24 protein-coding genes are annotated in these 22,215 nt (G+C 66.5%); 2 read left to right on the forward strand and 22 right to left on the reverse strand.

Annotation, left to right across the window (positions count from 1 at the left end; translation table 11 throughout):
* Window positions 1–43: 43 nt before the first annotated feature.
* The 19 genes from OPU66_RS03005 to ndhC all read right to left on the reverse strand — a co-directional run bounded on the left by OPU66_RS03005 (window position 44) and on the right by ndhC (window position 18,590).
* Window positions 44–1,684: a ribonuclease J gene (locus OPU66_RS03005; RefSeq protein WP_498552133.1), complete on the reverse strand. Its 1,641-nt coding sequence runs from the start codon at window positions 1,682–1,684 to the stop codon at window positions 44–46.
* A gap of 45 nt (window positions 1,685–1,729) precedes the next feature.
* On the reverse strand, window positions 1,730–2,509 hold the full coding sequence (locus OPU66_RS03010) for a type III pantothenate kinase (RefSeq protein WP_498552134.1): 780 nt from the start codon (window positions 2,507–2,509) through the stop codon (window positions 1,730–1,732).
* 20 nt (window positions 2,510–2,529) lie between these two features.
* Window positions 2,530–3,228, reverse strand: a complete 699-nt coding sequence (locus OPU66_RS03015) for a biotin--[acetyl-CoA-carboxylase] ligase (protein WP_498552222.1) — start codon at window positions 3,226–3,228, stop codon at window positions 2,530–2,532.
* The gene (gene nuoN, locus OPU66_RS03020; RefSeq protein WP_498552135.1) at window positions 3,228–4,667 is read right to left on the reverse strand and encodes an NADH-quinone oxidoreductase subunit NuoN; all 1,440 of its coding nucleotides are present in this window, start codon (window positions 4,665–4,667) and stop codon (window positions 3,228–3,230) included. The genes OPU66_RS03015 and nuoN overlap by 1 nt, the downstream gene beginning before the upstream one ends.
* Window positions 4,667–6,232 carry an NADH-quinone oxidoreductase subunit M gene (locus OPU66_RS03025; RefSeq protein ID WP_498552136.1) on the reverse strand — a complete coding sequence of 522 codons (1,566 nt, stop codon included), beginning with the start codon at window positions 6,230–6,232 and terminating at the stop codon, window positions 4,667–4,669. The genes nuoN and OPU66_RS03025 overlap by 1 nt, the downstream gene beginning before the upstream one ends.
* A 7-nt stretch (window positions 6,233–6,239) precedes the next feature.
* Window positions 6,240–8,294 carry an NADH-quinone oxidoreductase subunit L gene (gene nuoL, locus OPU66_RS03030; protein WP_498552137.1) on the reverse strand — a complete coding sequence of 685 codons (2,055 nt, stop codon included), beginning with the start codon at window positions 8,292–8,294 and terminating at the stop codon, window positions 6,240–6,242.
* The gene (nuoK, locus tag OPU66_RS03035) at window positions 8,291–8,596 is read right to left on the reverse strand and encodes an NADH-quinone oxidoreductase subunit NuoK (protein ID WP_160592562.1); all 306 of its coding nucleotides are present in this window, start codon (window positions 8,594–8,596) and stop codon (window positions 8,291–8,293) included. The genes nuoL and nuoK overlap by 4 nt, the downstream gene beginning before the upstream one ends.
* The gene (locus OPU66_RS03040) at window positions 8,593–9,204 is read right to left on the reverse strand and encodes an NADH-quinone oxidoreductase subunit J (protein ID WP_498552138.1); all 612 of its coding nucleotides are present in this window, start codon (window positions 9,202–9,204) and stop codon (window positions 8,593–8,595) included. Before OPU66_RS03040 ends, nuoK begins: the two co-directional genes overlap by 4 nt.
* 123 nt (window positions 9,205–9,327) lie before the next feature.
* Complete coding sequence (gene nuoI, locus OPU66_RS03045; RefSeq protein WP_160592560.1) at window positions 9,328–9,813, reverse strand: NADH-quinone oxidoreductase subunit NuoI; 486 nt, start codon at window positions 9,811–9,813, stop codon at window positions 9,328–9,330.
* On the reverse strand, window positions 9,810–10,856 hold the full coding sequence (gene nuoH / locus OPU66_RS03050; protein WP_498552139.1) for an NADH-quinone oxidoreductase subunit NuoH: 1,047 nt from the start codon (window positions 10,854–10,856) through the stop codon (window positions 9,810–9,812). The genes nuoI and nuoH overlap by 4 nt, the downstream gene beginning before the upstream one ends.
* A complete protein-coding gene (nuoG, locus tag OPU66_RS03055; protein ID WP_498552140.1) occupies window positions 10,853–12,856 on the reverse strand; it encodes an NADH-quinone oxidoreductase subunit NuoG in 2,004 nt (667 codons plus the stop codon). Before nuoG ends, nuoH begins: the two co-directional genes overlap by 4 nt.
* 9 nt (window positions 12,857–12,865) lie before the next feature.
* The gene (locus OPU66_RS03060) at window positions 12,866–13,546 is read right to left on the reverse strand and encodes a hypothetical protein (protein ID WP_498552141.1); all 681 of its coding nucleotides are present in this window, start codon (window positions 13,544–13,546) and stop codon (window positions 12,866–12,868) included.
* A gap of 8 nt (window positions 13,547–13,554) precedes the next feature.
* A complete protein-coding gene (gene nuoF, locus OPU66_RS03065) occupies window positions 13,555–14,853 on the reverse strand; it encodes an NADH-quinone oxidoreductase subunit NuoF (protein ID WP_498552142.1) in 1,299 nt (432 codons plus the stop codon).
* The gene (locus OPU66_RS03070) at window positions 14,850–15,020 is read right to left on the reverse strand and encodes a hypothetical protein (protein WP_498552143.1); all 171 of its coding nucleotides are present in this window, start codon (window positions 15,018–15,020) and stop codon (window positions 14,850–14,852) included. The genes nuoF and OPU66_RS03070 overlap by 4 nt, the downstream gene beginning before the upstream one ends.
* Complete coding sequence (locus tag OPU66_RS03075; RefSeq protein ID WP_498552144.1) at window positions 15,017–15,688, reverse strand: complex I 24 kDa subunit family protein; 672 nt, start codon at window positions 15,686–15,688, stop codon at window positions 15,017–15,019. The genes OPU66_RS03070 and OPU66_RS03075 overlap by 4 nt, the downstream gene beginning before the upstream one ends.
* Window positions 15,688–16,920, reverse strand: coding sequence for an NADH-quinone oxidoreductase subunit D (locus tag OPU66_RS03080; RefSeq protein ID WP_498552145.1), 1,233 nt, complete (start codon window positions 16,918–16,920; stop codon window positions 15,688–15,690). Before OPU66_RS03080 ends, OPU66_RS03075 begins: the two co-directional genes overlap by 1 nt.
* Window positions 16,913–17,668 (reverse strand): NADH-quinone oxidoreductase subunit C, encoded by a 756-nt coding sequence (locus tag OPU66_RS03085; RefSeq protein WP_498552223.1) that lies wholly within the window; start codon window positions 17,666–17,668, stop codon window positions 16,913–16,915. The genes OPU66_RS03080 and OPU66_RS03085 overlap by 8 nt, the downstream gene beginning before the upstream one ends.
* 2 nt (window positions 17,669–17,670) lie before the next feature.
* Window positions 17,671–18,222 carry a NuoB/complex I 20 kDa subunit family protein gene (locus OPU66_RS03090; RefSeq protein ID WP_160592553.1) on the reverse strand — a complete coding sequence of 184 codons (552 nt, stop codon included), beginning with the start codon at window positions 18,220–18,222 and terminating at the stop codon, window positions 17,671–17,673.
* Window positions 18,213–18,590: an NADH-quinone oxidoreductase subunit A gene (gene ndhC, locus OPU66_RS03095; RefSeq protein ID WP_498552146.1), complete on the reverse strand. Its 378-nt coding sequence runs from the start codon at window positions 18,588–18,590 to the stop codon at window positions 18,213–18,215. The genes OPU66_RS03090 and ndhC overlap by 10 nt, the downstream gene beginning before the upstream one ends.
* A 203-nt stretch (window positions 18,591–18,793) precedes the next feature.
* On the opposite strand from ndhC, the gene OPU66_RS03100 reads away from it, so the two are divergent.
* Together OPU66_RS03100 and OPU66_RS03105 are read left to right on the forward strand one after the other, a co-directional pair.
* Window positions 18,794–19,285: a YbjN domain-containing protein gene (locus tag OPU66_RS03100; protein ID WP_498552147.1), complete on the forward strand. Its 492-nt coding sequence runs from the start codon at window positions 18,794–18,796 to the stop codon at window positions 19,283–19,285.
* A 52-nt stretch (window positions 19,286–19,337) separates the two neighbouring features.
* Window positions 19,338–19,820, forward strand: coding sequence for an META domain-containing protein (locus OPU66_RS03105; protein ID WP_498552148.1), 483 nt, complete (start codon window positions 19,338–19,340; stop codon window positions 19,818–19,820).
* A 21-nt stretch (window positions 19,821–19,841) separates the two neighbouring features.
* Here the strand turns inward: OPU66_RS03105 and OPU66_RS03110 are convergent, their stop codons facing one another.
* The 3 genes from OPU66_RS03110 to thiE all read right to left on the reverse strand — a co-directional run bounded on the left by OPU66_RS03110 (window position 19,842) and on the right by thiE (window position 22,119).
* Window positions 19,842–20,642 (reverse strand): inositol monophosphatase family protein, encoded by an 801-nt coding sequence (locus OPU66_RS03110; RefSeq protein ID WP_498552149.1) that lies wholly within the window; start codon window positions 20,640–20,642, stop codon window positions 19,842–19,844.
* A gap of 62 nt (window positions 20,643–20,704) precedes the next feature.
* On the reverse strand, window positions 20,705–21,268 hold the full coding sequence (gene efp, locus OPU66_RS03115; RefSeq protein ID WP_498552150.1) for an elongation factor P: 564 nt from the start codon (window positions 21,266–21,268) through the stop codon (window positions 20,705–20,707).
* Window positions 21,269–21,435: 167 nt separating this feature from the next.
* Window positions 21,436–22,119, reverse strand: coding sequence for a thiamine phosphate synthase (gene thiE, locus OPU66_RS03120; protein ID WP_498552151.1), 684 nt, complete (start codon window positions 22,117–22,119; stop codon window positions 21,436–21,438).
* Window positions 22,120–22,215 lie beyond the last annotated feature (96 nt).

A 22,215-nucleotide genomic window follows, 5' to 3' on the forward strand; every position in this document is an offset into this window, starting at 1 on the left:
AAAGGCCGAGAGTGACTGATCCGATGAAATCGGATCGGTCGCTCTAGAGGGTGATTATCAGCACATCGACGATCGGCTTCTTGCCGGTCCATTCGACCGCCTTGCGCCGCACCGCCAGCCGCACCGCCTCGCGCAGCTTGTCCAGCTCGCGCGGCGCGCCGCGTGCGGCCTCGCTCGCGGCCTCGGCGGCCTCGATCAGGAAATCATCCTTGTCTTCCTCAACCGGCACGCCCTGCACGCGCACCTGCGCCTCGCCGACCGGCCGGCCGCTGGCATTGAGCGCGATGGCGACCGAAATCTGGCCATAAGCGGCGATCCGCCGCCGTTCCTGCATCGTCGCGCCATCGGCGGGCAGGATGACATCGCCGTCAAGCATCAGCCGTCCGGCGCGGTGATGGCCGATGATCGCCGGGCCATTGGGGGCGAGCCGCACCATCTGGCCATTTTCCTGCACAATGGCACGCGGCACGCCCTGATCGAGTGCGAACCGCGCCTGTTCGGCCATGTGGCGACGCTCGCCATGGACGGGCAGGATGATCTCCGGCCTGATCCAGTCATACATCGCCTTCAGCTCTGGCCGGCCGGGATGGCCCGAGACATGGACATGCGCCTGCCGGTCGGTGATCATCCGGATATCGCGCGCGGCGAGCGCATTCTGGATGCGGCCGATGGCGATTTCATTGCCCGGGATCTGCTTGGACGAAAACACCACCAGATCGCCGGCATCGAGCTTGATCGGATGCTGGTCGAACGCGATGCGGCCCAGCGCCGCCCGCGCCTCGCCCTGCCCGCCGGTGGCGATGATCATCACCTCGCGCGGGGGCAGCTTCATCGCCGCGTCGAAATCGACCGTTTCGGGGAAATCACGCAGATAGCCGACCGAACGGGCGACCTTCAGGATACGGTCGAGCGAGCGCCCCGCGACGCAGATGCGCCGCCCGGTGTCGCGCGCGACATCGGCAAGCGTCGCCAGCCGCGCCGCGTTGGAGGCAAAGGTGGTGACGAGCACCCGCCCCTCGGCCCCGCGGATCGCCTGATCCAGCCCGGCGCGCACCGCGCCTTCGGACCCGGACGCTTCCTCGTTGAACACATTGGTCGAATCGCAGACGAGCGCGAGCACGCCCTTGTCGCCGATCGCGGTCAGTTCCTCGGCGGTCGACGGCGTGCCGAGCATCGGCGCGTCATCGAGCTTCCAGTCGCCGGTATGGAAGATGCGCCCATAAGGCGTTTCGATCAGCAGCGCATTGCCCTCGGGGATCGAATGGGCGAGCGGCACATAATCGAACGCGAACGGCCCCAGTTCGAACCGGCCATGCTCGCGGTCGATGACGTGCAGGCGGACCTGATCGGCCACCCCCTCTTCCTCGAGCTTGCCGCGAATGAGCCCGGCGGTGAACGGCGTCGCATAAAGCGGCACGCCCAGATCGGCGGCCAGATAGGGCAGCGCGCCGATATGATCCTCATGCCCATGGGTGAGCACGATGCCGAGCAGATCGTCCAGCCGCTCCTCGATGAAGCTCAGGTCGGGCAGGATGACATCGATGCCCGGATAGCCGGCATCGGCAAAGGTGACGCCGCAATCCACCATCACCCATTTGCCCTGGGTGCCATAGAGATTGACGTTCATGCCGATTTCGCCCGAGCCGCCGAGCGCGAGGAAAAGAAGTTCGTTGCCGGGGGTCATGCAAATCCAGTGTGCGGGAGCGCGCGGCCGGGGGTCGGCCTGCGGTCAGCCATTATGGGCGCGGGCGTGCAGCATCGCCAGCCCCTGAATCGTCAGATCGGGCTCGACCGCGTCGAACAGATGATCATGATCCTGGAACAGCGCCGCCAGCCCGCCGGTCGCGATCACCCGGACCGGGCGGCCGACCTGCTTTTTGAGCCGCGCGATCAGCCCTTCGATCATCGCCAGATAGCCGGTGTAGATGCCGATCAGCATCTGCGCCTCGGTCGTCCGGCCGATCACGCTGCCATCCTCGGGCGCGCGGATCGCGATGCGCGGCAGCTTGGCGGTCGCCCCGACCAGCGCGTCGAGCGACAGGTTAAGCCCCGGCGCGATGATCCCGCCCTTATAGGCCCCGGTATAATCGACGATGTCGAACGTCGTCGCGGTGCCGAAATCGATCACGATCAGATCGCCGGGATAGCGGGCATGGGCGGCGATGGCATTGACCACCCGGTCGGCACCGACGCTCGCCGGTTCGACCACGTCCAGCTCGATCCCCCAATCGACCGGCGCGCGCCCGGCGATCAGCGCCTCGACGCCGAAATATTTGCTCGCCAGCACCTGCAGATTGTGGAGCGCGCGCGGCACCACCGTGGCCACGATCACCGCGTCGATATCGCTGCGCACCAGCCCTTCGAGCGTGAGCAGCTGCGTCAGCCACACCGCATATTCATCGGCGGTGCGGCGCGGGTCGGTGGCGATCCGCCAGCGGGCGCGGATCTCGCCCTGATCGACCAGGGCGACAACGACATTGGTGTTCCCCGCATCGATTGCGAGCAGCATCGGCACCCTCTCCCCGGCCGTCAGATCATGAACACGTCGCCCGCATGGACGATCCTGATATCGCCCGATGCCAGACGCAGGCGCAACGCGCCATCGCTTTCCAGCCCGTCGAACAGCCCGTCGAGCGCCGGCGCACCGGGCAGCCGGACGCTGAGCGCGGTGCCCGGCGGATGCGCGGCCTCGCCCCAGCGGCGCACGACCGCGCCCGGATCGTCGCGCCAGCGCGCCAGCCAGCGGGCAAATGCCTCGGCCAGATCGGCCAGGAACAGCGCCGGATCGGGCGCGCCCAGCCCGGCCGCAGCCAGGCTGGTCACCGCGCGGCCAAGACCGTCGGGATGATGGGCAAGGTTGACGCCGATGCCGATGATCACCGCCTCGCCACTGCGTTCGAGCAGAATGCCCGACAGCTTGGCCCCGTCCAGCAGCAGATCGTTGGGCCATTTGATCACCGGCTGCGCCCCCCAGCCGCGCAGCACCTCGTCAAGCGCCACGGCGGCGACCAGCGCCAGCGTCGCAGGCAGCGGATCGCCGGCACGCAGCCGCACCAGCGTGCTCGCATAAAGATTGCCCGGCGGCGACACCCAGTCGCGGCCCAACCGTCCGCGCCCCGCCGTCTGGCTGATCGCGCGCAGCCATTCGCCCTCGGGCGCGCCGGCGGCGGCGCGCAGGATCATGTCGGCATTGGTCGAGGCCGTGACCTCGACCGTGCGCAGCGCGATCAGAACAGCGCCCTTGCCGCCGTCATGCTGGCAAGACCCACCGCCGGGATCAGCAGATAGCCGATGGGCGAAATCGCCACCGCCCCGGCCAGGATCAGCGCCCCTTCGACCCGGTTGGTCATCGGCGCAAAGGCCGGGGCCGGTTCGTCGAAATACATCGTCTTGACGATCTTCAGATAATAATAGGCCCCGATCACCGAAAAGGCGATGCCGATGGCGGCCAGCGGCCACAGCCCGGCGGCGACCGCCGCGTCGAACACGACGAACTTCGACCAGAAACCAAGCAGCGGCGGAATGCCCGCGAGCGAGAACATGAACAGCATCATCGCGGCGGCGAGCGCCGGGCTGGTGCGCGACAGGCCCGACAGGCTGGCAATCGTCTCCAGCTGATTGCCCTCGGCATCGCGCATCTGCAGCACGACAAGGAACGCGCCGATGGTCATGACGATGTAGATCGCCATATAGGTCATCACCGCCGCGACGCCTTCCGGCCGGCCCGGCTGGACCGCCGCCAGCCCGATCAGCGCAAAGCCGATATTGTTGATCGACGAATAAGCGAGCAGCCGCTTGATGTTGGTCTGGCCGATCGCCGCGACCCCGCCCAGCACGATCGAGGCGAGCGCCGAGAAGATGATGATCTGCCGCCACGCCTCATAGGCAGGGCCCATCGCCTCGACCGACAGCCGCACCAAGAGGCCCATCGCCGCGACCTTGGGGGCCGAGGCGAAAAAGGCGGTGACCGGGGTCGGCGCGCCTTCATAGACGTCGGGCGTCCACATGTGGAACGGCACGGCGCTGATCTTGAACGCCAGCCCGGCCAGCGCGAACACCAGCCCGAAGGTCAGGCCGACCGACAGCGTCTCCGCCCCGAAGGCGCGGGCCAGCCCGTCAAACTGGGTCGTCCCCGAAAAGCCGTAAAGCAGCGCAATGCCGTAAAGCAGGATGCCCGAGGCGAGCGCGCCAAGCACGAAATACTTGAGCCCAGCCTCGGCCGAGCGCGCATCGCGGCGCATGAAGCTGGCGAGCACATAGGCGGCAAGGCTTTGCAGCTCGAGCCCGACATACAGCGTCAGCAGATCGGCCGCCGACACCATCATGCCCATGCCGATTGCCGACAGCACGATCAGGATCGGATATTCGGCGCGCAGCTCGCCACCGCGCCGGGCGAAGAAATCGGGTGCAAGGATGACCGAAATCGCTGCGCCGCCAAAGATCAGCGCCTTGGCGAAGGCCGAAAACGCATCGGCGCGATACAGCCCGTCAAACGCGTCGCCGCCCGGATTGAGCGCGGCGACCAGCGCCGCGACCAGCAGCGCCACCGCCAGCCAGCCGATCAGCCGCGTGCGGGCATCGCCGCCAAAGGCCGCGATCATCAGCAGCGTGAGCGCGCCGAGAGACAGAATGATCTCCGGCAGGGTGATGAACAGGCTTTCAGTCATTAATGGCCAACTCCGTGCGCGGCAGCGCCGCCGCCATGGCTGTCGCCATGCGCGGCTGCCGCCGGCTTGCCCGCGACCCAGCGCGGTTCATAGGTCGGGCGCGCGCGGTCGACCCGGGCGACGAGCGCGCCGATATCCGCCCGCATCGGCGCGAGGAAGCTTTCGGGATAGACGCCCATCCACAGCACGACCGCACCGATGGCGGCAAGGCTGCCCAGTTCGCGGGCGTTGAGATCGGGCAGCGACGCCACCTCCTCGCTCGGCGCGACGCCGAACACGACGCGGCGATACAAATAGAGCGCATAGGCGGCACCAAGGATGATGCCCGTGGTGCAGACCGCCGTCGCCACCGTGCTCACCTGCCACGCGCCCATCAGCGACAGGAACTCGCCGACAAAGCCGCTGGTCCCCGGCAGGCCGATCGAAGCCATGGTGAACAGCAGGAAGAACAGCGCATAGCGCGGCATGTTGTTCGCCAGCCCGCCATAGCGCGCGATCTCGCGGGTGTGCAGCCGGTCATAGATCACGCCGACGCAAAGGAACAATGCGCCCGACACCAGCCCGTGGCTGAGCATCACGATCATCGCGCCTTCCAGCCCCTGGCGGTTGAACGCGAACAGGCCGATGGTCACGATCGCCATGTGCGCAACCGAGGAATAGGCGATCAGCTTCTTCATATCGGCCTGCACGAGCGCGACGAGCGAGGTGTAGACGACCGCGACGCCCGACAGCGCCAGCACCAGCCCGACCAGCGCCCCAGAGGCTTCCGGGAACATCGGCAGCGAGAAGCGGATAAAGCCATAACCGCCGAGCTTGAGCAGCACGCCCGCCAGGATCACCGAGCCGGCGGTCGGCGCCTCGACATGGGCGTCGGGGAGCCAGGTGTGCACGGGCCACATCGGCACCTTGACCGCGAACGACGCGAAGAAGGCGAACCACAGCCAGGTCTGCGCCTCGACCGGGAAATCATGGTTGAGCAGGGTCGGAATGTCCGACGTGCCCGCCTGCTGCGACATCCACAGCATTGCGATCAGCATCAGCACCGAGCCGAGCAGCGTGTAGAGGAAGAATTTGTAGCTGGCGTAGATGCGCCGCGCGCCGCCCCAGATGCCGATGATCAGATACATCGGGATAAGGCCGGCCTCGAAGAAGATGTAGAACAGGAACATGTCCTGCGCGGCGAAGGTGCCGATCATCAGCACTTCGACGAACAGGAACGCCGCCATATATTCGCTGACCCGGCGCGTGACCGATTCCCAGCTGGCGAGGATGCAGATCGGCATCAGGAACACCGACAGCATGATCAGCATCAGCGCGATGCCGTCGATGCCCAGCGACCAGGCGAACCGGCCGAACAGCGGCAGATGCTCCTGATACTGCCATTGCGGCGCACCCTGCCCCTGGTCGAAGCCGACCCAGAGCGCGACGCCCAGCGCGAAATCGACGAGCGTGGCGGCAAGCGCCAGCCAGCGTGCTCCCGCCGCGCCGAGATAAAGGCATGCAATCGCCGCCGCGGCCGGAACCGCGAGCATCAGCGACAGGATCGGAAAATCGAACTGGTTCACTTCTCAATCACCCCGCGATCGCCCAGGTCGCAGCGCCGGCGAGGCCGATCAGCATCACGAACGCATAGGTATAGACATAGCCGGACTGGACCCGCTGGCTGACCCGGCCGACACCGGCCACGAGCGCTGCCAGGCCGTTCGGCCCGAAACGGTCGATCGTCCCTTCGTCCCCACGCTTCCAGAAGAAGCGGCCAAGGAGCTGCGACGACCGGACGAACAGCAGGTTATAGAGTTCGTCGAAATACCATTTGTTGAGGAAGAAGGCATACATGCCACGGAACGTCGCCGTGAAGCGCGCCGGCACGCTGGTATCCCAGACATAGGCCCAGAGCGCGAACACCAGCCCGGCGAACATCGCCGCCGTCGCCGACAGCTTCACCCACAGCGGCACCTCATGCATCGCGTGCATCAGATGGGTGTCAAACACCAGGCTGCCGCGCCAGAACGCCGCACCCGGCTCCGCTTCCAGGAAGCTGTGGTGGAACACAAAGCCCGCAAACACCGCGCCCAGCGACAGGATGACGAGCGGGATCAGCATGACCAGCGGGCTTTCATGCGGGTGATAGCCCGCCGTGCCGGTCGCCGCATCGCCGTGATGCGCGTCGTGCGCGTGATCGCCATGCGCGTGCGCGTCATGCCCGTGATCGCCGTGCCCGTGATCGCCATGCACCGCATGCTGGATATGCTCCGACGCCGCCCAGCGGGGGGTGCCGAAAAAGGTCAGGAACACCAGCCGCCACGAATAGAAGCTGGTCAGCAGCGCCGCGAACACGCCGATCGCAAAGGCGACGCGCCCGGCCTCGGTGCCGCTGGCAAAGGCAGCCTCGAGGATCGCATCCTTCGAATAGAAGCCGGCAAAACCGAACACGCCCATCACGCCCACGCCGGTGATCGCCAGCGTGCCGAGCATCATCGCCCAGAAGGTCAGCGGAATATGCCGGCGCAGCCCGCCATAAAAGCGCATATCCTGTTCATGGTGCATCGCATGGATGACCGAGCCTGCGCCCAGGAACAGCAGCGCCTTGAAAAAGGCATGGGTGAACAGGTGGAACATCGCCGCGCCATAAGCCCCGACGCCCGCTGCAAAGAACATGTAACCAAGCTGCGAACAGGTCGAATAGGCGATCACGCGCTTGATATCGGTCTGCGTGGTGCCGACGGTCGCGGCAAACAGCGCCGTCGCCGCGCCGACCACGGTCACCACGGTCATCGCGACATCGCTCTGTTCGAACAGCGGCGACAGGCGGCAGACCATGAACACGCCCGCGGTCACCATCGTCGCGGCATGGATCAGCGCCGACACCGGGGTCGGCCCTTCCATCGCGTCGGGCAGCCAGGTGTGGAGGCCAAGCTGCGCCGATTTGCCCATCGCGCCGAGGAACAGGAGCAGGCAGATCAGCGTCATCGTATCGACGCTGTCGCCCAGAAAGCCGACCGTCGATCCGGCCATGGCCGGGGCCATTTCGAGGATTTCGGGGATCGACACCGTGCCGAACACCAGGAAGGTGCCGAAAATTCCGAGCATGAAGCCGAAATCGCCGACGCGGTTGACGACGAACGCCTTGATCGCGGCGGCATTGGCCGACGGCTTGTAATACCAGAAGCCGATCAGCAGGTAGGAGGCGAGACCGACCCCTTCCCAGCCAAAGAACATCTGCACCAGATTGTCGGCGGTCACGAGCATCAGCATCGCGAAGGTGAACAGCGACAGATAGGCGAAGAAGCGCGGCTGGCTGTCGTCCTCGGCCATATAGCCCCAGCTATACAGATGGACGAGCGCCGACACCGAGGTGATGACGACCAGCATCACCGCCGTCAGCGTGTCGACCCGGAGCGACCACATGACATCGAAGCCGTCGGAACGGATCCAGCTGAGCACCGGCACGACCATCGCTTCGGCGTCGCCGCCGAGAAAGCCGAGGAACACCGGCCAGGACAGGCCGCACGACACGAACAGCGCGCCGGTCGTCACCGCCTTGGCGACGGTGTTGCCGATCATCCGGTTGCCGAGGCCGGCAACCAGCGCCGCCAGCAGCGGCAGGAAAACGATGAGCTGGATCATCCCTTCATCCTGTTGGCGTCATCGACCGCGATCGTGCCGCGGTTGCGGAAATAGATGACGAGAATGGCAAGCCCGATCGCCGCCTCGCCGGCAGCGACGGTGAGCACGAACATGGCGAACACCTGCCCGACCAGATCGCCCAGATAGGCGCTGAAGGCGACAAGGTTGATGTTCACGCCCAGCAGGATCAGTTCGATCGCCATCAGGATGACGATCACGTTCTTGCGGTTGAGGAAAATCCCCAGCACGCCGAGCACGAACAGGATCGCCGAGACGACCAGATAATGCTGAAGCCCGATCACAGCGTCACGCCCTCCCCGACCGGCTGATCGACCATCCGCACCGCATCCTCGGGCCGGCGGCGGATCTGCTGGTCCGGCCGCTGGGCGCGGAAATCCTTGCGCGCGCGGTGGGTGAGCACGATCGCGCCGATCATGGCGACCAGCAGGACAAGGCCGGCGGCCTCGAAAATATAGAGATAGCGGGTGTAGAGCAGCTGCCCCACCGCCTGGATGTTGGGCATGTCCGCCGGCGTCGGCGCGGCGCGCCTGGCCAGATCGACTGCGCCGGCATTCCATGCCGCGACGGCAAAGATGATCTCCGCCGCCAGCACCACCGACAGCAGCAGCCCCACGCCCAGATAACGGGTGAAGCCCGCGCGCAGCTCGGCAAAATCGATGTCGAGCATCATCACGACGAACAGGAACAGCACCGCGACCGCACCGACATAGACGATGACGAGCAGCATCGCGATGAACTCCGCCCCCAGCAGCAGCATCAGCCCCGCCGCGTTGAAAAAGGCGAGGATCAGCCACAGCACGCTGTGGACCGGGTTGCGCGCCGTGATGGTGAGCGTCGCCGCCGCGACCACCAGGCTGGCGAACAGGTAAAAGGCGATGGTCTGGATCAAGACGAAACCCTGTTTGCTTTGGCGTTTGCTGTGGCGGGCGTTCCGGCAACGCGCCGGGGTCCGGTCGATTGGCTCAAATGCCTGCCCGGCACCGGCCGGGCGGGCGGAATGCGTGGCGGCCGCTTAGCGATAGGGCGCATCGGCGGCAAGGTTGACGGCGATGGCGCTTTCCCAGCGGTCGCCATTTTCCAGCAGCTTCTGCTTGGAATAGATCAGCTCCTCGCGCGTCTCGGTCGCGAACTCCAGGTTCGGGCCCTCGACGATCGCATCGACCGGGCACGCTTCCTGGCACAGGCCGCAATAGATGCACTTGGTCATGTCGATGTCGTAGCGCGTGGTGCGGCGGCTGCCGTCCTCGCGCGGTTCGGACTCGATGGTGATCGCATAGGCCGGGCACACCGCCTCGCACAGCTTGCACGCGATGCAGCGTTCCTCGCCATTGGGATAGCGGCGCAGCGCATGCTCGCCGCGGAACCGCGGGCTGAGCGGATTGCGCTCATAGGGGTAATTGATCGTCGCCTTGGGCTTGAAGAAATACTTCAAGGTCAGGGCATGCGCCTTCACAAATTCCCACAGGGTGAAGGACTTGATGAAATGTGCGACGCTCATGCTTGAACTCCGTACCGCGTCAGCATCAGGAAACCGGACACCAGGAACACCCACAGCAGCGACAGCGGCAGGAAGATCTTCCAGCCCAGCCGCATCAGCTGGTCATACCGGTAGCGGGGGACCGTCGCCTTCACCCAGCTGAAGATGAAGAAGAAGACGAGGATCTTGAGGATCAGCCACACGAGCCCCGGCACCGCATAGAGCGGCGCCCAGTCGACCGGGGGCAGCCAGCCGCCCCAGAACAGCACGGCGTTGAGCGCGCACATCAGCAGCACATTGGCATATTCGCCAAGCCAGAAGAGCGCGAACGCCATCGACGAATATTCGGTCTGGTAGCCGGCGACCAGCTCGGACTCGGCCTCGGTCAGGTCGAACGGCGCGCGTGCCGTCTCGGCCATCGCCGAAATCAGGAACACCACCCACATCGGGAACAGCAGCGGGTTGAAGCCGAAGCCGTTGAGGAACCCGTAAAGCCCCTTCTGCGCGTCGATGATCGTGCCCAGATGGAAGCTGCCCGCCCACAGCACGACCGAGATCAGCACAAAGCCGATCGACACTTCATACGACACCATCTGCGCGGCCGCGCGCAGCGCCGAATAGAAGGGGTATTTGGAGTTGGACGACCAGCCGGCAATGATCACCCCGTAGACGCCAAGCGACGATGCGGCGAGGATGTAGAGCAGCCCGACATTGATGTCGGCGAGCACCATTTCCGGCCCGAACGGGATCACCGCCCAGGCAATGAGCGCAACGGTGAAGGTGATGATCGGCGCGAGCAGGAATAGGCCCTTGTTCGCCGAAGACGGGATGATGGTTTCCTGCAGGAACACCTTGATCCCGTCGGCAAAGCTCTGGAGGATCCCGAACGGGCCGACGACGTTCGGCCCGCGCCGCAGCGCCATCGCCGCCCAGATCTTGCGGTCGAAATAGATGACGATCGCCACCGCCAGCATCACCGGAAAGGCGATGAGCAGGATCGCGATCAGCGTGGCGACGAACCAGCCGGCTTCGGGGCCGAGCAGGGTCGAGAAATAGGCGGTCATTCGGCGGCCTCGGCAAGAACCTCGCCCTTCACGATCTCGGCCGAGCAGCGCTGCATGGTCGGGCTGGCGCGGCAGATCGCGTTGGTCAGGTAGAAATCGGAAATCGGATAGGCGACCGGGCCGGACGCCGTGGCGGGAAGCGCCGGCGGTGCCCAGTCGAACGCGGCCAGTTCGCCCTCACGGCCCAGCGCCGGCACCTCGGCGACCATCGCCGCGCGCAGCGCATCGAGCGTGTCGAACGGCAGCGGCTTGCCGAGCACGTCGGACAGGGCGCGGAAAATCTTCCAGTCCTCGCGCGCCTCGCCGGGGGCGAACACCGCCTGCTCGCCGCGCTGCACCCGCCCTTCCAGGTTCACATAGGTGCCGCTCTTCTCGACATAGGAGGCCGCGGGCAGGATCACATCGGCATGATGCGCGCCACGATCGCCATGATGCCCGACATAGACCTTCAGGCTGGCGGCAAAGCGGGTGAAATCCACCTCGTCGGCACCCAGCAGGAACACGATGTCGGGATTGGCCGCCGCGATATCGGCAATGCCGCCCTTCTGCGCGAAGCCGAGCATCAGCGAGCCCATGCGCGCCGCCGCCATGTGCAGCACGTTGAACCCGTTCCAGCCGTCGCGGACCAGCCCGAGCGGCCCGGCAAGCGCCAGCCCGGCACCAAGCGCCCCGGCCTTGAGCGCGCCGCCGCCCAGGATCAGCGCCGGCCGCGCGGCGGCCGCAAAAGCGTCGGCGACATGCGCCGGCAGCGCGCCGAGCACGGCCAGATCATTGCCCAGCCAGTCGACCCGGTAGGTCAGATCGGTTTCCGGGCCGACCGCGAACACCCGCGCGCCGCGCCGCACCGCCTTGCGGATGCGGGTGTTGACCAGCGGCGCCTCGCGCCGGACATCGGTACCGACGAGCAGGATGACATCGGCCTCTTCGATGCCGGCGATGGTCGAGTTGAAATTGACCGCCGCCAGGTTCGACACGTCATAATCCATGCCGGTCTGCCGACCCTCGAGCAGGTCGGAGCCGAACGCGGCCAGCAGCGCCTTGGCCGCATACATGGTCTCGCAATCGACCAGATCGCCGGCAATCGCCGCCATCCGCCCGCCCGCGCGCGCCGCAATCGTGGCAAAGGCCTGTTGCCAGCTGGCCGCGACCAGCTTGCCATCGACGCGCACGAACGGCCGGTCGAGCCGGCGGCGCACCATGCCGTCAATCGCGTGGCGCGATTTGTCGGACAGCCACTCCTCGTTCACATCCTCGTTGATGCGCGGCAGCACGCGCATCACCTGACGGCCGCGGCTGTCGAGCCGGATCGCCGAACCGACCGCGTCATGCACGTCGATGGACGGGGTCTTTTTCAGCTCCCACGGCCGCGCCTCGAAGCTGTAGGGGCGCTGCAGCAGCGCGCCCACCGGGCACAGATCGGCGACGTTGCCGGCCAGTTCGCTGGTCAGCGTCTTTTCCAGATAGGTGGTGATCTGCATGTTCTCGCCGCGACCGATCGCGCCGATTTCCTCGACCCCGGCCACCTGCTCGGCAAAGCGCACGCAGCGCGTGCACTGGATGCACCGGTTCATCGAGGTCTTGATGATCGGGCCCATATATTTGTCGGTCACGGCGCGCTTGTTCTCGGCAAAGCGGCTCGCGCCCCGGCCATAGGCCATGGACTGATCCTGCAGGTCGCACTCGCCGCCCTGATCGCAGATCGGGCAATCGAGCGGGTGGTTGATGAGCAGAAACTCCATCACCCCCTCGCGCGCCTTCTTCACCATCGCGCTGTCGGTGCGGATCTCCTGCCCGTCGGACGCCGGCAGCGCACAGCTCGCCTGCGGCTTGGGCGGCCCCGGCTTCACCTCGACAAGGCACATCCGGCAATTGCCGGCAATCGCCAGCCGCTCATGATAGCAGAAACGCGGGATCTCCTTGCCGGCGGCCTCGCAGGCCTGCAGCACGGTCGCCCCCTGCGGGACCTCGACCTCGATACCGTCAACAGTGACTTTGGGCATTTCTCGTCCTCAGCGTCCTTGCGCCTGACCCGCCAAGGTCATTTCCCCGGCCCAGTAACGGGCCGACACATGATAGGCAGCCTGGGTGATCGCCGCGCGCATCGCCGCGCGCCCGAAGGCAGCGGGCGTCGCGGCGCGGTGGCACGCCTGCATCAGCGGCGCCAGACCGTCCATCACCCGGGCTTCCGCCTTGCTGGCGAGCGCGGTCTTCATCAGCTGCTCGGCGCGCGTCGGGCTGGAGCGCGCGACGCATTCGGCAACCAGATACAGGTTGCGCACATCAGCGGACGCCCCCTCGCCGCCCGGCCCGAGCGCGGTCGGCAGGTCGATGCGCGCCAGCCCCGCGATCACGCGGCGCGGCTGCACGCCGAACTCGACGAAATCGCGCGCGAACATGTCGGAGGCCACGCCGCCACGCACCAGGATCGCCGACACCGGCCCGGCAACCCCGGACGCACACGCCCCGGCCTGGCCCAAAGCCAGCGACGCCGGATCAACCGGCTCGTCGCCCAGCGGCAGCACGCGCAGCAGATCGAGCGCGGCGGCGCGATCAGCCTTGGCCACGCAGAGGCCCAGCTCATTGGCCGCCGCCACCGCCGCCGGGGTCGCGGCAGACGCGGCACCCGGCGCACAGGCAGCCGCGAGCGAGAGCGGCAGCAGCGCATGGCGGGCAAGGGCAGCACGCATCACGCCGGTCCTCATTCCGCCGCAATCGGCAGCGCGCCGGCACGGCGCTCGGTGATGCGGCGTTCGATCTCCGGCCGGAAATGCCGGATCAGGCCCTGGATCGGCCAGGCAGCGGCATCGCCCAGAGCGCAGATGGTGTGCCCTTCGACCTGGCGCGTCACCTCTTCGAGCATGTCGATCTCGCCGATCTCGGCATCGCCGGTGCGCAGCCGCTCCATCATCCGCCACATCCAGCCGGTGCCTTCGCGGCACGGCGTGCACTGGCCGCAGCTTTCATGCTTGTAGAAATAGCTGAGCCGGCTGATCGCGCGGACAATGTCGGTGGACTTGTCCATGACGATGATCGCGGCAGTGCCGAGACCCGATTTCAGCTCCTTGAGCGCATCGAAATCCATCGGGCAGTCCATGATCTGCGCGGCCGGCACGACCGGCACCGACGACCCGCCCGGAATCACCGCCAGCAGATTGTCCCAGCCGCCCCGGATGCCGCCGCAATGCCGCTCGATCAGCTCGCGGAACGGGATCGACATCGCTTCCTCGACCACGCACGGCTTGTTCACATGGCCGGAGATCTGGAACAGCTTGGTGCCTTCGTTCTTGGGCCGGCCAATGCTGGCGAACCAGGACGGGCCACGCCGCAGGATCGTCGGCACCACCGCGATCGATTCGACATTGTTGACGGTGGTCGGGCAGCCATACAGGCCCGCCCCAGCCGGGAAGGGCGGCTTCAGGCGCGGCTGGCCCTTCTTGCCTTCCAGGCTTTCGATCATCGCGGTTTCTTCGCCGCAGATATACGCGCCCGCACCGCGATGGACGAACACGTCGAAATCATAGCCCGAGCCGCAGGCATTCTTGCCCAGAAAGCCCTTGTCATAGGCCTCGGCCACGGCGGCGAACAGCGTCTCCGCCTCGCGGATATATTCGCCGCGAATGTAGATATAGGCCGCGCGCGCGCGCATCGCATAGCCGGCGATCAGCGCCCCTTCGACCAGCTTGTGCGGGTCGTGGCGGATGATCTCACGGTCCTTGCAGCTGCCCGGCTCCGACTCATCGGCGTTGATGACCAGAAAGCTCGGTTTGCCGGGTTTCGGCTCCTTGGGCATGAAGCTCCACTTCATGCCGGTGGGGAAGCCCGCGCCGCCGCGCCCGCGCAGGCCAGAGGCCTTCACATCCTCGATGATCTGGTCTTGCCCGCGCGCCATCAGCGCCTTGGTATTGTCCCAGTCGCCGCGCTGCATCGCGGCGTCGATCCGCCACGACTGATAGCCGTAGAGATTGGTGAAGATCCGGTCCTTGTCAGCAAGGCTCACGACTTGTCCCCTCCCGACCGGCCGAGGCCGAACACCCCGAAACCGCCGAACAAAAACGCCAGCAGCGCCCAGACCACCCAGCCGTCCCCGTTCAGGAACTTGAGGATCGCCAGCGCCAGAAAGATGATGCCGATGACCGGTGCGCCGGCCGTGGCCGCGCGGGTCACTGCCACTCTCCGCGATAATCATGATTGGCGCCGACCATCGCGGTCAGCGTCGTCGGCCCGCCCAGCGGCTCGACCGTGTGCCGCCCCGGCTCCTGCGTGCCGGTCTTGGGCGTTTCGCCGCGCGCCAATGCATCGAGGATGGCGACCGTGCGGTCGAAATCCAGATCCTCGTAATTGTCGTCGTTGATCTGGACCATCGGCGCGGACGCGCAATTGCCCATGCACTCGACCTCGGTCAGGGTGAACAGCCCGTCGGGCGTCGTCTGCCCCTTGGCCAGCCCCTTGGACTTGCACGCCGCCATCACATCGTCGGAGCCGCGCAGCATGCACGGCGTCGTCCCGCACACCTGCACATGATAGCGGCCGACCGGGGCCAGATTGTACATGGTGTAGAAGGTCGCGACCTCATAGGCGCGGATGAACGGCATCTCGATCTGCGCGGCGACATATTCGATCACCGGCACCGGCAGCCAGCCCTGGGTCTGCGTTTCCGCGCCCACCTGACGCTGGGCAAGATCGAGCAGCGGCATCACCGCCGAATGCTGCCGCCCGGCCGGATAGCGGGCGATGATCTCGCGCGCCTTTACTTCATTATCGGCCGTCCAGGCGAACGCGCCCCAGCGCGCGCGGACTTCGGCCTCGTCGGGGATCTGCACTGCACCCGCCATTACCGATCACACTCCCCGAACACGATATCGATGGCCCCCAGAATGGCGGTGACGTCGGCCAGCATGTGGCCCTTGCACATCATGTCCATCGCCTGAAGATGGCTGAACGCGGTCGGCCGGATCTTGCACCGCCACGGCTTGTTGGTGCCATCGGACACCAGATAGACGCCCAGCTCGCCCTTGGGGCTTTCGGTCGCGACATAGACCTCGCCGGCCGGGACGTGAAAGCCTTCGGTGTAGAGCTTGAAGTGATGGATCAGCGCTTCCATCGACCGCTTCATCTCGCCGCGCTTGGGCGGCGCGACCTTGCGGTCGAGGCTGAGCACCGGCCCCTCGGGCATTTCCGACAGGCACTGCTTCATGATCCGCGCCGACTGGCGCACTTCCTCGACGCGCACCATGAACCGGTCGTAACAGTCGCCGCGCGTGCCGACCGGCACGTCGAACTGCATCCGGTCATACACGTCATAGGGCTGCGACTTGCGCAGATCCCAAGGGATGCCCGACCCGCGGATCATCGGCCCCGAAAAGCCCCAGCGCACCGCATCGTCCTTGCTGACGGTCGCGATGTCGACATTGCGCTGCTTGAAGATGCGGTTGTCGACCACCAGACTCATCGCGTCCTCGAACAGGCGCGGCAGCCGCGTGTCGAGCCAGTCGGCAATGTCGGCGAGCAGCTTGACCGGCGCGTCCTGATGGACGCCGCCGGGGCGGAAATAGGCGGCGTGCATCCGCGCGCCCGACACCCGCTCGTAAAAGTTCATGCAGTCTTCGCGCAGCTCGAACAGCCACAGATTGGGCGTCATCGCGCCCACGTCCATGACATGGCTGCCCAGGTTGAGCAGATGGTTCTTGATGCGCGTCAGCTCAGCCCAGAACACGCGCAGATATTGCGCGCGCAGCGGCACTTCGACGTTGAGCAGCTTTTCGATCGCCAGCACATAGGAATATTCCTGCGCCATCGGCGATGCGTAATCGAGCCGGTCGAAATAGGGCACCGACTGCAAATAGGTGCGCGTCTCGATCAGCTTTTCGGTGCCCCGGTGCAGCAGCCCGACATGCGGATCGACCCGCTCGACAATCTCGCCGTCCAGTTCGAGCACCAGACGGAGCACGCCGTGCGCGGCCGGATGCTGCGGCCCGAAATTGATCGTGTAATTCTGGATCTCGACATCGCCGGCGGGCGCAGCGGCCGCGTCCGACGTCTGGAGATCGCTGATCGCCTCAGCCATTCTTGCCCTCCGGCTGATCGCCATTCTTGCCCTGCGGCCGGTCCGCCGCCGCGCCGCCCGACACATTGATCGTGCCGGCACGGGCAATCTGATCGGCGGTCAGCGGCGTCGGCGCACCCTGCGCCGCCGGCTGATGGCCGCCGGCCTTTTCATCGCCCGGCAGCACATAATCGGCCCCTTCCCAGGGGCTGGTGAAATCGAACGCGCGGAAATCCTGCGTCAGCCGCACCGGTTCGTAGATCACGCGCTTATGCTCTTCGGAATAGCGCATCTCGACATAGCCGGTCAGCGGGAAATCCTTGCGCAGCGGATGGCCGCGAAAGCCATAATCGGTCAGGATGCGCCGCAGATCGGGATTGCCGTCGAACAGCACCCCGTACATGTCGTAAACCTCGCGCTCCAGCCAGCCGGCGACCGGCCACAGATCGGTCACCGACGGCACCGGCGTCGCCTCGTCGGTCGACAGCTTCACCCGGATGCGGTGGTTTTTGGTCAGCGAGAGCAGATGATAGACGACCTCGAACCGCTCGGCCCGGTCGGGATAGTCGACACCCGCAATCTCCATCAGCTGCTGATAGCCGAAATCGTCGCGCAGCGTGCGCAGCACCTCGACCACGGCATCGCAGCGCACGGTCAGCGTCACTTCGAACACATGCTCGACAGCGTCCACCAGCCGGTCGCCCAGCACCGGCGCGATCGCCGCGATCACGCCGTCATTGCTCGCCTGTCGCGGGGCGGGGGAAAGCATCGTCACCGCTCGATCGTCCCTTCGCGGCGGATCTTCCGCTGCAGCTGCATGATCCCGTAAAGCAGCGCTTCGGCGGTCGGCGGGCAGCCGGGGACATAGATGTCGACCGGCACGATGCGGTCGCAGCCACGCACCACCGAATAGCTGTAATGATAATAGCCGCCGCCATTGGCGCAGCTGCCCATCGAGATGACGTAGCGCGGCTCCGACATCTGGTCGTAAACGCGGCGCAGCGCCGGGGCCATCTTGTTGCACAGCGTGCCGGCGACGATCATCACGTCCGACTGGCGCGGGCTGGCGCGCGGGGCGACGCCGAACCGCTCAAGGTCATAGCGCGGCATGTTGACGTGGATCATCTCGACCGCGCAGCACGCCAGGCCGAACGTCATCCACCACAATGAGCCGGTGCGCGCCCACTGGAACAGCTCCTCGGTCGAGGTGACGAGAAAGCCCTTGTCGGTCAGCTCGCTGTTCAGATCATTGAAGAACGCCTGATCGGGGGCCGTCCCTGCGGGCGGCACCGCCTGTCCGGCGGGGCTGAGCGTCACTCCCATTCTAGGGCTCCCTTCTTCCAGGCATAGACATAGCCGAGCACCAGCTCGCCCAGGAAAATCATCATCGCGGCCCATGCCGCCCAGCCGGTGCCCATCAGCGACACCGCCCAGGGAAACAGGAACGCAGCTTCGAGGTCGAAGATGATGAACAGGATCGCGACCAGATAGAAACGCACGTCGAACTGGCTGCGGCTGTCCTCGAACGCGGGAAAGCCGCATTCATATTCGCTGAGCTTTTCGGGATAGGGCTTGTGCGCGCCGGTCAGCCGCGACACGGCCATCGGCAGGAACACAAAGGCGCAGGACAGGATCAGCGCCACGGCGAGGAACAGCAGGATCGGCAGATAGCCGGCGGCGACGGACGCCATGTTCAACTCCAATCACAAGCCACCCGAACCGGCACACCCGGCGGACTTGGGCGGCCATCTAGGCCGCTCGCGCGGCCGACGCAACCATTTCCCGGCTCCGGAAAAAACCCGGCCGCACAGGCGACGGCATCGATTGAAAAGGCTGTTGGAAACGATGATCGGCGCTTAGGATCAGGCCCGGCGCAAACAGGGAGAACAGCCTCATGCAACCCATTATAGCCGGCCTGGCGCTCGCTCTGGCCATCACGGTTCCCGGGCCGGTCAACAGCCGCGCGGGCGCGCAGGCGACGGCCCCGGTCTCGGCCACGCCGCAATCGGTCGCCAAGGCGCTGCAGGATGCGGGCTACAAGGCCGAACTGACCAAGGATTCGGCCGGCGATCCGCTGATCCACAGCGCCTCGGGCGGCGCGCGCTTCTCGATCTTCTTCTATGGCTGCGAGAACGGCACCGGCTGCGGCGAGATCCAATTCTATGCCGGCTGGACCGACAAGATCAGCCTTGAGCGGATCAACCAGTGGAACCGCACCCACCGGTTCGGCCGCGCCTATCTGGACGACAAGGGCGAGGTGAACATCGAATATGACATCAACCTCGAACAGGCATCGATCGGCGGCGCGCTGTTCCGCAACGATCTGGATCTGTGGACGCGGCTGATGGCGCGGTTTCAGGCGTTCGTGGCGGGCAAGGACGATTGAGCGCCGCCCGCCCGGCCATCGCCGGGCGCATGCGGCTTGAGGGAGGATGAGGATGCGCCGACCGGTTCTGATTGCCTTGCTGCTGTCCGCCTGTGGCGCGACGGGGGCGTGGGGCAGCCCCCGCCCCCCGGCCTCTGCCCGCCAGCCATCGCTGGTCGGGCCGGTCTGGACGCTCACCGAATATCGGCCCGCCGGCGGCGGCGCGCCGATCCGTCCGGCCGAGAGCGAAGTCTACCAGCTCGGCTTTCAGGAGGGCGGACGGCTGACCGCGCGGCTGTCATGCAATCGCGGCACCGGGCGCTGGGCGGCAAAGAACGGCCGGGCGGCGAAAGGGTCGATCACCATCGGTCCCATCGCGGCAACGATGCGCGGCTGCCTGCCGGGCAATCTCGACCGGCTGGCCGCCGATCTCGACCGGGTGCGCGCCTATGCGATCAAGGCCGGGCGGCTGCACCTGACCATCGCGCCCGATGCGCGTGCGACCGAAGGCGGCACGGCAGGCGGCGGCGATTATGTGTGGACGCCGGGCGACTGAACCCGGCGCGGCCGGCGGCGCTCAGCGCAGCGCGGTGGCAACCAGCTTGTGCAGCTTGGACTGAAGCGCGTCATTCGCGGCCAGCACCTCGCGCCGCTCGCGCGGCCGGTCCCCGCCGCGAAAATCGGTCACGAACCCGCCGGCTTCACGCACCAGCAAGATGCCGGCGGCGACGTCCCAGTCATTCAGCCCCGATTCCCAGAAGCCGTCATACCGGCCCGCCGCGACCCAGGCGAGGTCGAGCGCCGCCGAGCCGAGGCGGCGAATGCCCGCCACTTCGGGCGCGACCAGCCCGAAGATCCGCGCCCATTGCGCCATGTCGCCATGGCCCTTGAACGGGATGCCGGTGGCGACCAGCGCCTCATCGAGGTTGCGGCGCGACGACACGCGCAGCCGCTGATCCTGCAGCCACGCCCCCCGCCCCTTTTCGGCCCAGAAGCTTTCATCGGTCAGCGGCTGATAGATCAGGCCGGTCGTCACCTCGCCCGACGGCTCCTCGACCGCGATGGAAATCGCGAAATGCGGAATGCCGTGCAGAAAGTTGGACGTGCCGTCGAGCGGATCGATGATCCAGCGCGGCTTCGCCGGATCGCCCTCGATGATGCCGCCTTCCTCAAGCAGAAAGCCCCAGTCGGGCCGCGCCTTGCGCAGTTCCTCGACCAGGGTCTGCTCGGCGCGCTTGTCGGCCATCGACACAAAATCGGCCGGGCCTTTGCGCGACACCTGAAGGTGCTGGACCTCGTTGAAGTCGCGGCGCAGGCGCGGCCCCGCCTTGCGGGCGGCGCGTTCCATGACAGTCAGCAGGCCGGAATGGGAAGGCATTGCATCAATCTCCGCCCGGCGCACGCGCGCCGGGCCATCGGGTCACAGGGAAACGGGGCGGATCAGTCCGCCCGCTTCACATATTCGCGCGCATAGACGTCGACGACGATGCGCGTGCCGCTGGCGATATGCGGCGGCACCATCACGCGCACGCCATTGTCGAGCACTGCCGGCTTGTAGCTGGACGAGGCGGTCTGCCCCTTCACCACGGCATCGGCCTCGACGATGGTCGCCTCGATCGTGTCGGGCAGCTGCACCGAAATCGGCTTTTCCTCGTGCAGTTCCAGGATCACGTCCATCCCGTCCTGCAGGAACGCCACCTCGTCGCCCAGCATGTCGGTCGACAGGGTGATCTGGTCGTAAGTTTCCTTGTCCATGAAGGTCAGCTGGTCGCCGTCACGGAAGAGGAACTGGAAATCCTTGGTGTCGAGCCGCACGCGCTCGACGCGCTCGTCGGAGCGGAACCGGTTGTTGGTCTTGCGCCCGTCGATCAGGTTCTTCATCTCGACCTGCATATAGGCGCCGCCCTTGCCGGGCTGGGTGTGCTGGATCTTCACCGCCCGCCACAGGCCGCCTTCGAACTCGATGATGTTGCCGGGGCGAATGTCGACGCCGCTGATCTTCATGAACCGTCTCGCTGATGAGAAAAGAGCCGGCGCGCCCTCTAGCCGCCATCGCCCGCGCGGGCAAGCGCGCGCCGCGCCATGGCTCCGGTCCCCCGGCCCGAAACAGGACGGCCAGAGCGATTCAGGGAGACCGATTGAGGCGGACCGGTTCAGGCGGACGGGCGCGGTCAGAACAGCGCGGTCAGGCGCCGCACCGCCTCGGCCTCGCCCTCCGGCGCGGCCCAGACGCCTGCCGACACGGCGATGAAATCGGCCCCGGCGGCGATCAGCGGCCCGGCATTGTCGGCGGTGATGCCGCCGATTGCCACCGACGGCAGCTCGAACAATGCCGCCCACCAGCCGAGCAAAGCGGGATCGGCCTGGTGCGACACCGGCTTGGTCGTGGTCGGGTAAAAGCTGCCGAACGCGACATAATCGGCCCCGGCCTCGCCCGCCTCCATCGCCAGATGGCGGCTGTTGTGGCAGGTCACGCCGATCTGCGCCGCCGGGCCGAGCGCCGCCCGCGCCTCGCGCACATCGCCATCGCCCTGCCCCAGATGGACGCCGTCCGCGCCCAGCCTTTTGGCGAGCGCGACCGAATCATTGACGATGAACGCGGTGTCATGCGCGCGGCAGATGTCGAGCAGCGGCGCGGCGAGCGCCGCCGCCTTGTGCTGGTCGATTCCCTTCACGCGGAACTGGAACGCCGCGACCGGCGCCGCGGCGAGCGCGCGCGCCAGCCGGTCGGGAAAATCGCCGCCGGTTTCCAGCGGCGAGATCAGGTAAAGCTGGCACGGCCCGCGCGCATCGTCGCGGGCGAACATTTCGGCAAAGGCCGGATTGGGCGTTGCGGGCAGCAGATCGTCAGACATCGCGGCTGCTTGGCCCCCGCCCGGCCGGGCGTCAAGCTGGCGGGGCGGGATGCGGCAGGACGGTCCCCGCCCCACCCCGCCGGCCGGCTTATTAGC

It is taken from the genome of Sphingomonas sp. URJC2, from assembly GCF_059803575.1.

Bases quoted from the DNA above. Each gene is read 5' to 3' on its own strand.
- OPU66_RS03105 (WP_498552148.1), top strand. From the start codon at position 19,338: ATGCGCCGACCGGTTCTGATTGCCTTGCTGCTGTCCGCCTGTGGCGCG.
- OPU66_RS03005 (WP_498552133.1), bottom strand. From the start codon at position 1,684: ATGACCCCCGGCAACGAACTTCTTTTCCTCGCGCTCGGCGGCTCGGGC.
- OPU66_RS03080 (WP_498552145.1), bottom strand. From the start codon at position 16,920: ATGGCTGAGGCGATCAGCGATCTCCAGACGTCGGACGCGGCCGCTGCG.
- nuoG (WP_498552140.1), bottom strand. From the start codon at position 12,856: ATGCCCAAAGTCACTGTTGACGGTATCGAGGTCGAGGTCCCGCAGGGG.
- OPU66_RS03085 (WP_498552223.1), bottom strand. From the start codon at position 17,668: ATGCTTTCCCCCGCCCCGCGACAGGCGAGCAATGACGGCGTGATCGCG.
- ndhC (WP_498552146.1), bottom strand. From the start codon at position 18,590: ATGGCGTCCGTCGCCGCCGGCTATCTGCCGATCCTGCTGTTCCTCGCC.
- OPU66_RS03090 (WP_160592553.1), bottom strand. From the start codon at position 18,222: ATGGGAGTGACGCTCAGCCCCGCCGGACAGGCGGTGCCGCCCGCAGGG.
- nuoN (WP_498552135.1), bottom strand. From the start codon at position 4,667: ATGACTGAAAGCCTGTTCATCACCCTGCCGGAGATCATTCTGTCTCTC.
- nuoH (WP_498552139.1), bottom strand. From the start codon at position 10,856: ATGACCGCCTATTTCTCGACCCTGCTCGGCCCCGAAGCCGGCTGGTTC.
- nuoL (WP_498552137.1), bottom strand. From the start codon at position 8,294: ATGATCCAGCTCATCGTTTTCCTGCCGCTGCTGGCGGCGCTGGTTGCC.
- OPU66_RS03075 (WP_498552144.1), bottom strand. From the start codon at position 15,688: ATGGCGGGTGCAGTGCAGATCCCCGACGAGGCCGAAGTCCGCGCGCGC.
- thiE (WP_498552151.1), bottom strand. From the start codon at position 22,119: ATGTCTGACGATCTGCTGCCCGCAACGCCCAATCCGGCCTTTGCCGAA.
- OPU66_RS03100 (WP_498552147.1), top strand. From the start codon at position 18,794: ATGCAACCCATTATAGCCGGCCTGGCGCTCGCTCTGGCCATCACGGTT.
- nuoI (WP_160592560.1), bottom strand. From the start codon at position 9,813: ATGAGCGTCGCACATTTCATCAAGTCCTTCACCCTGTGGGAATTTGTG.
- OPU66_RS03010 (WP_498552134.1), bottom strand. From the start codon at position 2,509: ATGCTGCTCGCAATCGATGCGGGGAACACCAATGTCGTTGTCGCCCTG.
- efp (WP_498552150.1), bottom strand. From the start codon at position 21,268: ATGAAGATCAGCGGCGTCGACATTCGCCCCGGCAACATCATCGAGTTC.
- OPU66_RS03110 (WP_498552149.1), bottom strand. From the start codon at position 20,642: ATGCCTTCCCATTCCGGCCTGCTGACTGTCATGGAACGCGCCGCCCGC.